The organism is Winogradskya humida, assembly GCF_016862215.1.
Taxonomy (GTDB): Bacteria; Actinomycetota; Actinomycetes; order Mycobacteriales; family Micromonosporaceae; genus Actinoplanes; species Actinoplanes humidus.
Genome location: NZ_BOMN01000153.1, coordinates 21137 through 30130, shown reverse-complemented (window position 1 = coordinate 30130; position 8994 = coordinate 21137). Strand labels below are relative to the sequence as shown.

Sequence of the window (8994 nt, the reverse complement as noted above, 5' to 3'; positions counted from 1 at the left end):
AGTTCGTCGGGGGTCATGCGGCTTTGAGTGGGGTTCCGTCGTATGTCCATCGGTAGGGCTTTGCGGTGGTGTTCTTCTCGATCGCGTAGGGCTCGATCTTGTTGATGAGATCGTCGCGGGAGCTGAAGTCGCCATGGCGTACGACTCCGCGGGTCAGCACGGAGAAATACAACTCGATCTGGTTGAGCCAGGAGGCATGGACCGGGGTCCGGTGCACATGCCAGCGGGGATGCGCGGAAAGCCAGGCCCGGGTGGCTTTCGCGACGTGTGACGATCCGTTGTCGAGGACGACGTGGATCTGTTTGGCCGGGTCGATGCTGGTGTCAAGCATGGTCAGGAAGTGTTGGAAGGTCACCGAGTCGTTGCGTCGGATTGACTCGGTGACCGCTTGTCCGGTCTGGACGTCGAGGGCAGCGATGATCGACACGGTGCCGTGTCGGACGTATTCGAACTCCTGGTAGGCGGGTCGGCCCGGGCCTGCGTGACGGCCGGGGTGTTTGCGGGAACGGGCGGCGATGGCGGTCTTGTCGTCGATGGACAACACGACCGCGTCGGGTGGCGGGTTGAGGTAGAGATCGCAGATGTCGGCGGTGCGGGTCCAGAACACCGGGTCGTCTTTGCGGGTAAGCCAGCCACGGACCCGGTAAGGCCGCAGGTCGCAGTCAGCCAGGATCCGCCCGACCTGCGAGGCGCCGGCGAGGCCGGCCGGAGCGCTTCGCGTCGGTCAGCCCGCTCAGCCCACCAGCCGCGAACCGGGACCGCCATTTACGGACCGCGTCAACGCCGACCTGCAGATCAGCAGCAATCCGCGCGTTGGGTAGCCCGGCAGCGGCCGCGAGGACGATCCTGGCCCGTAACACCGCTCTGGCCTGCGCCCGGGCCGACCGGACGGTCCGTGACAGCCACCGGCGATTTTGCTCGTCCACCACGATCGTGACCGCTGTATTCGCCACGAGGCTCAATCCCGCCTGTCAGAACCGACTCGACCGGGGAAAGATCATCGCCGATCATGGCGTGGCAGCCAGCGGGCACGGCAGCATGAACCCATGGCCCGCCGGAACCCGCCCGAGTCGATGCAGCATCACCTGCGGCAACGCCTCAACGAATACGCCCACAATCGCTGGCCCCACCTGGAAAGCGTCCAGATCCGTTACCGGGCCGGGTTCGCCTACCTCGACGCCGTCCTACCCGGCGGACAGGTCCAGCCGCTGTGCCGGCTGCGGTTCACCGGCGTCCTGCACACCTGGGGCTTCGCGATCTACCTCGCCAGCCGCGACTGCTACCAGGACAACGTCCTGCCTTCCGGGCTACCGATCGGCAGCCCGGAAGAAGCCCTCGACTGCGCCTGCGGCCTCTACCTCGACGACCCGACCGCCTGGCTCACACCCCCGACGAACTAACGCGGCGCAGCACTAGGAACCGGGATAGCCCAGGCGAGTGGTGGGGGCGGGTCAGCGGTCGAGGAGTTGGGCCAGGTGGAGGGCGGGGCGGTGGCGGAGGTCGGTGACCTGGGTGCGGCAGGAGAAGCCGTCGGCCAGGACCACGGCGTGGGGGGCGGCGTCGAGGGCGGGGAGGAGGTTTTGTTCGGCGACGGCGACGGAGACTTCGTAGTGGCCTAGTTCGACGCCGAAGTTGCCGGCCAGGCCGCAGCAGCCGGCCAGGCGTTTCACCTGGGCGCCCGTGGAGGCGAGGAGGTCGGCGTCGGCTTTCCAGCCGAGGATGGCGTGGTGGTGGCAGTGGGGCTGGGCGATGACTTCGACGTCGGACAGGTCCGGTGGGGTCCAGCCGGGGGTTTTGGCGAGGAGTTCGGCGAGGGTGTGGACCGAGGCGGCGACCGTCTTCGCGTCGTCGTCGCCGGGCAGCAACTCCTGGACGTCCGAGCGGAGCACCGCCGTGCAGGAGGGCTCGATGCCGACGATGGGGATGCCGGCGCGGGCGTCGGGGGCGAGGGTGGCGACCGTGCGGGAGAGGATCTTCTTGGCGGAGTCGAGCTGGCCGGTGGTGATCCAGGTGAGGCCGCAGCAGACCGAGCCGGAGGGCAGTTGCGGTTCGTAGCCGGCGGCGCGCAGGACGCGGACGGTGGCGTCGGCGACCTCGGGTGAGAAGGCGTCGGAGAAGGAGTCGGCGAAGAGCACCACCGGGGTGCGGGTCGGCACCGTCTCGGGGACGAAGCTGCGGTGGAACGGGCGGCGGGCGAACGCCGGGACCGAACGACGCTTGTCGACGCCGGCCAGCCACAGGGCGGCACCGCGGATGCCCGGGAGGCGGGTGGCCAGGTTTGCCAGGCGCGGCGTCCAACCGGCCAGCCGGGACCAGAACGGCAGCTTGCCCAGCGTGTAGTGCGAGCGCGGGCGCAGTTTGCCCTTGTAGCTCTGGTGCAGCACCTCGGACTTGTAGGTGGCCATGTCGATGCCGGTCGGGCAGTCGGAGGCGCAGCCCTTGCAGGACAGGCAGAGGTCCATCGCGTCGTGCACGGACGGGTCGGACCAGGCGAGCTCGCCACGGACGACCTCCTGCAGCACCCGGGCCCGGCCGCGGGTGGAGTCCTTCTCCTCGCGCGTGGCCAGGTAGGAGGGGCACATGACGCCACCGGCCGCGGAGTTGTCGGCGCGGCACTTGCCGACGCCGGTGCAGCGGTGCACGGCCTGGCCGAGGTCGCCGTCGTCGTGCGGGTAGGCCATGGCCAGTTGTTTCAGCGGGAAGCGGCCGGCGGGGCGGACGTCGGCGTCGACCGGGTCGGGGTCGACGAGGACGCCGGGGTTGAGCAGATTGCCGGGGTCGAAGGCGTGCTTGATCCCGGCGAACAGCGCGATCGCCTCGGGTGAATACATGTGCGGCAGCAGCTCTGAACGGGCGCGGCCGTCGCCGTGCTCCCCCGACAGCGAGCCGCCGAACTCGCCCACGAGCCGGGCCGCATCGGTCAGGAACTCACGCATCACCTTCGTGCCGCCGGGCTGGTCCAGCGGGAAGTCGAGGCGCACGTGCATGCAGCCGTCGCCGAAATGGCCGAACGGCGCGGACGTCATCCCGTAGGACGCGACCAGCTCGTCGAATCGGGCCAGGTAGGCGCCAAGCTTGTGCGGGGGCACCGCGGCGTCCTCCCAGCCGGGCCATGCGGGCTTGTCGGAGGGCGCCCGCCCGGCGAGCCCCGCGCCGTCCTCCCGGATGCGCCACAACCGGGCCTGGGTGGCGGGATCGGTGACGACCAGCGCGTCGAGCCCGATGCCGTCGGCGGCCAGCTTCTGCGCCCGCGCCGTCACCTCGCCGAGCTCGTCCCCGGCCAGCTCGACGAAGAGCCAGGCGGCGCCACGCGGCAGCGACGGCACGGCATCCGGCCCGCGGCGGGCGCGCAACACGTCGAGCAGCCGCGAGTCGAGACCCTCGCACGAGGTCGGACCGTGCGCGACCACAGCCGGGGACGCCTCCCCGGCGGCGACGATGTCGGCGAACCCGAGCACCACCACCACCCGCACCGGCGAATCCACCACCAGCTTCACGGTCGCCTGCGTGATCACGGCCAGCGTGCCCTCCGAGCCGACGAGCGCCCGGGTCAGATCGAACCGCTCCGGCAGCAGATGCTGCACGGCATAACCCGACACCTGCCGGCCAAACCGATCAAATTCGGTCCGGGCCGTCGCAAGATGCCTTCCCACAGAGTTGCGTACGCCGCTGAGCACCGACTCAGCTCCACTGACCACCGCGATCCCGTCGTCATACCCGGTGGTGAACCGCTCCCCACCCGCGGTCAGCAGTTCGAGGCCGGCGACGTTGTCGGACGTCCGCCCGTAGGCCAGGGAGCGCGACCCGCAGGCGTTGTTGCCGATCATCCCGCCGATCGTGCACCGCGGATGCGTCGAGGGATCCGGCCCGAAGCGGACACCATGCGGCGTCGCGGCTTTCTGCAGCACGGCGTGCACGGTCCCCGGCTCGACCACGGCCGTCCGCGCCCCGGGGTCGATGCTCAGCACCCGGTTGAGATGCCGGGAGAAGTCGAGCACGATCCCCCGCCCGACGGCGTTGCCCGCCACCGACGTGCCGGCCCCGCGCGAGGTCAGCGGAACACCGGTCTCCCGCGCGACGGCGAGCGCCGCCGCCACCTCGTCGACATGCCGGGGCCGCACCACGGCGAGCGGCGGAATCCGATACAGAGAGGCGTCGGAGGCATACATCCCGAGCGTGCCCTTGTCGGCCCGCACCTCAAGCCCGGCCCGCTCCAGCGCCGACACCACGCCGGCAGACGAGACGCCGGCCGGCGAGGGGCCCGCCGGCGAAGGACCGGCTGACGAGGGAGTGCCCAGATCCACGCTCATGGGTAACATGTTACTCATGCCGGAGCTCGCATTGCCACCCGAGGCCCAATCCCTCGCCGATGCCGTCGTCAAGGCGGTCCGGCATGGTGTCGCGGCCGGTGAGCTGGTCCCCGACGTGACGTATTCCGTCTATCAGCTGGCGGACCTGCTCGGCATCTCCCGCAGCCCGGTCCGCGAGGGCCTGCTCCGCCTGGAGGAGGCCGGGCTGATCGAAATCAGACGCAACCGGGGGTTCCGTGTCCTGCCCCCGCAGGCACACGACATCGAGGAGATCATCGGCATCCGGCTCGCGCTGGAGCCACCCGCCGCCCGCCTGGCCGCGACGCTGGGCACCGATGACCAGCACGCCCTGATCGGCGCGACCCTGGCCGCGATGGCCGCCGCGGCCTCCCAGGACGACGAGAATTCCTTCTGGCCGGCCGACCGTTCCCTGCACGACCTGCTGCTACGCACCTCCGGCCGGCCCCGCACCGCCACCATCATCGAGCGCCTCCGCACCACAACCGCCCTCCTCGGCCCGCCCACCACCGCCAGCGGCCGCACCCTCGCCCAGATCCACGCCGAACACGAACCGATCGTCACCGCCGTCCTCGCCCGCAACGGCGCCGCCGCCGAAGCAGCCATGCGCACCCACCTCGAAGCAACCGCCCACCTCCTCGTCACAAACCTGTGACCGGCAGAGCCCATGAGCGGGCGAGGGAGGCGGTCAGAGCTCGGGGAGGGCGGCGTGCAGCGCTGTCCGAGTGGTGATGCCCAGTTTCGGGTAGACGCGATAGAGGTGCGCACCGACCGTACGGTGCGAAAGGAAGAGCCTCTCCCCGATCTGGCGGTTGGTCAGGCCGGCGGCGGCCAGGCGGGCGATCTCGAGTTCCTGGGCGGTGAGCGTGTCATCGGTCGTCCGCAGCTGCCCCTCCCCCGCGGCGCGCAGTTCCCGGCGGGTGCGGTCGGCCCATGGCGTGGCACCGAGCCGCGAGAAAATCTCCAAAGCCTCATTCAGCTGGGTACGGGCGGACGCGTTGCGACGCGCCCTGCGCAACCGTTCCCCATAGAGCAGCCGCAGCCGGGCGAGGTCGAGCGGCCACTGCCCAGCCCCCGGCGTGGCCAGCGCGGCCTCGAACGCGGACAGCGCCGACTCCCCGCGATCGGCGACGGCATTGGCACCCGCTTTGAGCAGCTGCAACCGGGGCGAGACGGCGAAGAGGTCGGTCCGGTGCATCGCGGCGACGTGAGCGTCGGCTTCGTCGAAGCGACCGGTGCGGACGGCGGCCTCGACGAGGTCGAAGGAGACCCAGAGGGCGTGCGGGACGTAGGAGGCGAACGTTCCCGCCGGGCTGAGAGCGACCGCCTGCTGGTACGCCTCTTCGTAGTTCTCCTGCGCGATGGCGGCGAGCACCCGGGGGTGCTGTGCCCACTGCGCGGCACCGGGGGCGGACCGGGCCTCGGTCACCCGGATGTGCTCGTCGGAGCGTTCCCGGGACGCGTGGCCGTCGCCCCGGACCGCGGCGAGGAGCGCCAGGATGTAGAGGGAATACCAGGCGTGGAAGCCGTACCCGTTGGCGCGGCAGCGGGCGAGGCCCTCCTCGGCGAGTTCCTCGCATTCGTCCCAGCGGCCGCTGAAGAAGTCGTCGATGCACAGGTACATGAGGCCGCCGACGCTGCTGCGGACGGCGCCGCCCGAGCGGCCGTCGTGCACGAGTCGCCAGGCGCTGTCGCGCGTCGCGCCGAGCAGGTCGAGGTAGGCGGCGGTGGTGTTGATCCGGGTGATCCGGCTGGGTTCCTGCTCGGAGTCGACGGCTTTGAGCAGCTCGACGAAGCGCGCCCGCATCGCGGCGCTCGTGCGGGCGGGGTCCGGGAAGATGCGGCTCTGCAGGAACAGCAGCTCGGGCACGGCCGGGGTGAGCCGGTCGAGGGCGGCGTAGAAGGGCGGCCAGAGGTCGCTGCGCCCGAGCCAGTAACAGATCAGCAGCAACGCGTTCAGCGCGTCGGTCAGGCCGGCGTCGGCGGCGTCCCAGCCGTGGGTGCCCGACTCGATCGCGCCGAGCAGCAGCCGGTACGCCGTGTTGAGGTCGCCGTCGCCGTTGATCAGGATGTAGGTGGCCGCCATCGCCGCGTGCGGTGATCCGCTCGCCGGGTCGAGGCGCCGGGCCTGCTGGAGCAGCTCCGAGGCGTTGAGCATCTCGCCGGTCGTGTGGGCGCCGAGATAGGCGGCCTCGGCCAGTCTCCGGCTCTGGTCCTGCTGTGCCGGGCTCAGCGCCGCGGCCCGGGTCAGCGCCGTCACCGCGCCGGTGGAGTCGCCGCGGTGCAGTGTGCGGTGCGCTGCCTGTTCGAGCAGGGTGGCCACGGCCTCGTCGGCGCCGGTGGCGGCTTCGGCAAGGTGCCAGACCCGGCGGTCGGGCTGGGCGAGCAACCGCGCGGCGAGCTCGCGGTGGGCTTCGCGGCGCTGCTCACCGGTGGCGCTCTCGACCACCGCGGAGCGGATGAGCGGATGGCGGAACGTCACCCGGGACACCGCCGCCTCCCGGGTGATGAGGTGAGCGGCCTCCGCCGGGGCGAGATCGTCCGAGGCGGTGCCGTCATCGCTCACCAGGCGCAGATCGCCTGTCCCGTCGAGCACCGCCCGCAGCAGCATGGCCCGGGTGGCGGCGGGCAGGTCGGCGATCCGCTCCGTGAACAGCGTCTGCAGCCGGCCGGTGAGCGGCAGGACCGCGGGCAGCGCGCTCGCCGACTGCCGTTGCCGGGGGGTCAGTGTGGCGGGCAGCTGCATCAGCGCGAGCGGGTTGCCCTGCGACTCCTGCAACAGCCGCCGGCGGACCCCCGGCACGAGCGCCGGGAAGCGGGTGGCGAGCAGCTCGGCGGCCGCGTTCTCGTCAAGAGGGTGCAGCTCGACCTCCGGCAGGCCGGTGGGCTCGAAGAAACCCTCGGTCGCCGACCGGGACGCGCCCAGCAGCCCGATGGCGGTGCCACCGAGGCGCCGGGCCACCGAGCTCAGCAGCACAGCACTGGCCCGATCCAGCCACGGAAGATCATCGACAACCAGCAGCACCGTACGCCCGGAAGCGGCCCGCGTCAGCAGCGTCAGCACGGCGTTCAGCAGCACCAGCCGCGGCGGCGGTGGTCCGGAGCCGATGCCCAGGGCGACCGCCAGCGCTTCCCGGTAGTTGGGTTGCAGCTCGCCGAGCTCGTCCAGCAGGGGCGTGAGCAGCTGGTGCAGGCTCGAGTAGCTCACGTCGACCTCGAACTGCACCCCTGCCGCGCGCAGCACGAGCGCTCCGGCGTCCTTGGCGAGCCCGGCCGCGGCGTCCAGCAGGACGGTCTTGCCCACCCCCGCCGCACCGGAGATCAGATAGGCGCCCCCGTCGCGGGCGGCCCGCTGCAGGAACGCCCGGACACTTTCGATCTCCGCAGCGCGTCCTACCAGGGTGAGCGCCGTCATGCCCCCGATAGTAGAGGTGCATGGACTGCCCCGATCCGGGGTATAACTCTGTGTGGCGCCGCCGACCGGGCAACTCGGCGAGCATCTCCGTCCGGCCCGTTCAAAGGGCGTGACGTTACCGATGAGCCTGACCACGTGAGCCTGACAACGACGGTGACGCCGGACCCGCTCGACGATGTCATCCTGATCGCGGTGACCGGTCTGCTGACCGTCGAGACCGCGCCCGTGCTGCGTTCGACGCTGATGAAATGCCTGGCTCAGGTGCCCGGCGCGATCATCGTCGAGACCGGTGAGCTGCAGGTCGACCATCGCTCCCGGCTCGCAGTCTTCCCCGCGGCGCTGCGTACCCATGGCGGGCCCGGCACCGTGCTGATGCTCTGCGGGGCCTCCGGCGAGCTGGCGACGCAGATGGACATCCGTGCCCTCGGTGGCATCGCCTCGTATCCCACCTATACCGAAGCGCATGCCGCTGCCGTCATCGCCGCCGCGCAATGGGTGCCCCGCACGGTCACCCTCCGTCTGGGCCCCGTGCCGGCCGCCGCCCGCCAGGCCCGCGCCATGATCGCTGACGCGTGCCGGTCGTGGCGTCTGGAGCAGCTCACCGAGGCCGCCACGCTGATCGTCTCCGAGCTGGTCAGCAACGGGGTCGAGCACGCCGGCACCGACCTCGTCGTGAAGGCCACGTACCGCGGCAACTATCTGCACCTCAGCGTCCGTGACGACAGCCCGGCGGTGCCGGTCCGGCGCAACGACGGGGTGGCGCTGGCCACCCGCGGCCGGGGCCTGCACCTCATCGGCGTCTACGCGAGCGCCTGGGGCGTGCACGCCATGGCCGACGGGAAAACCGTGTGGGCCACCCTGCGGGTGTGAATCCCGCGGTTCCGGGCATTTCCCAGCCGAACGTACGAGCGACGGAGGTGCGCCATGCCTGCAGGATCCAGCCCGAAGCGGGAACGGCAGTACGAGCACATCAAGGAGAGCGCCGAGAAGCGTGGCGTGCCGGAGAAGGTTGCCACGGAGATCGCCGCGCGGACGGTGAACAAGGAACGCGCCCGCGCCGGGGAATCCCGCACGGCGAGCCGCTCCTCCCTCGACGATGTCTCGTCCGGGCACCGGGGCGGGAAGCGGTCGCACACCGGCGCCCAGGGCTGCACCAAGGCGCAGCTCTACAACGAGGCCCGGCAACGCAACATCCAGGGCCGGTCGGCGATGAGCAAGGCCGAGCTGGAGAAGGCCCTCGCACGCTGAGCC

8 protein-coding genes are annotated in these 8994 nt (G+C 71.2%); 4 read left to right on the top strand and 4 right to left on the bottom strand.

The annotated features are described in order from the left end of the window. Positions 1-13 precede the first annotated feature (13 nt). Both Ahu01nite_RS49270 and Ahu01nite_RS51230 read right to left on the bottom strand, forming a co-directional pair. Positions 14-655, bottom strand: coding sequence for an IS630 family transposase (locus tag Ahu01nite_RS49270; RefSeq protein ID WP_239159786.1), 642 nt, complete (start codon positions 653-655; stop codon positions 14-16). 7 nt (positions 656-662) lie between these two features. Next, positions 663-860, bottom strand: coding sequence for a helix-turn-helix domain-containing protein (locus tag Ahu01nite_RS51230; RefSeq protein WP_239159785.1), 198 nt, complete (start codon positions 858-860; stop codon positions 663-665). Positions 861-1046: 186 nt separating this feature from the next. On the opposite strand from Ahu01nite_RS51230, the gene Ahu01nite_RS49265 reads away from it, so the two are divergent. Then, positions 1047-1400, top strand: coding sequence for a hypothetical protein (locus Ahu01nite_RS49265; protein WP_203843709.1), 354 nt, complete (start codon positions 1047-1049; stop codon positions 1398-1400). A gap of 51 nt (positions 1401-1451) precedes the next feature. Here the strand turns inward: Ahu01nite_RS49265 and Ahu01nite_RS49260 are convergent, their stop codons facing one another. After that, positions 1452-4310, bottom strand: a complete 2859-nt coding sequence (locus Ahu01nite_RS49260; protein WP_203843708.1) for an FAD-binding and (Fe-S)-binding domain-containing protein — start codon at positions 4308-4310, stop codon at positions 1452-1454. 16 nt (positions 4311-4326) lie between these two features. On the opposite strand from Ahu01nite_RS49260, the gene Ahu01nite_RS49255 reads away from it, so the two are divergent. Further along, entirely contained in the window at positions 4327-4983 is a 657-nt protein-coding gene (locus tag Ahu01nite_RS49255; protein WP_203843707.1) for a GntR family transcriptional regulator, read from the top strand. A gap of 33 nt (positions 4984-5016) precedes the next feature. Here the strand turns inward: Ahu01nite_RS49255 and Ahu01nite_RS49250 are convergent, their stop codons facing one another. Then, complete coding sequence (locus Ahu01nite_RS49250) at positions 5017-7743, bottom strand: ATP-binding protein (RefSeq protein ID WP_203843706.1); 2727 nt, start codon at positions 7741-7743, stop codon at positions 5017-5019. A gap of 135 nt (positions 7744-7878) precedes the next feature. On the opposite strand from Ahu01nite_RS49250, the gene Ahu01nite_RS49245 reads away from it, so the two are divergent. Together Ahu01nite_RS49245 and Ahu01nite_RS49240 are read left to right on the top strand one after the other, a co-directional pair. Then, positions 7879-8613 (top strand): ATP-binding protein, encoded by a 735-nt coding sequence (locus Ahu01nite_RS49245; protein ID WP_203843705.1) that lies wholly within the window; start codon positions 7879-7881, stop codon positions 8611-8613. Between the two features lie 54 nt (positions 8614-8667). Continuing rightward, a complete protein-coding gene (locus tag Ahu01nite_RS49240) occupies positions 8668-8991 on the top strand; it encodes a plasmid stabilization protein (protein ID WP_203843704.1) in 324 nt (107 codons plus the stop codon). Positions 8992-8994: the final 3 nt, after the last annotated feature.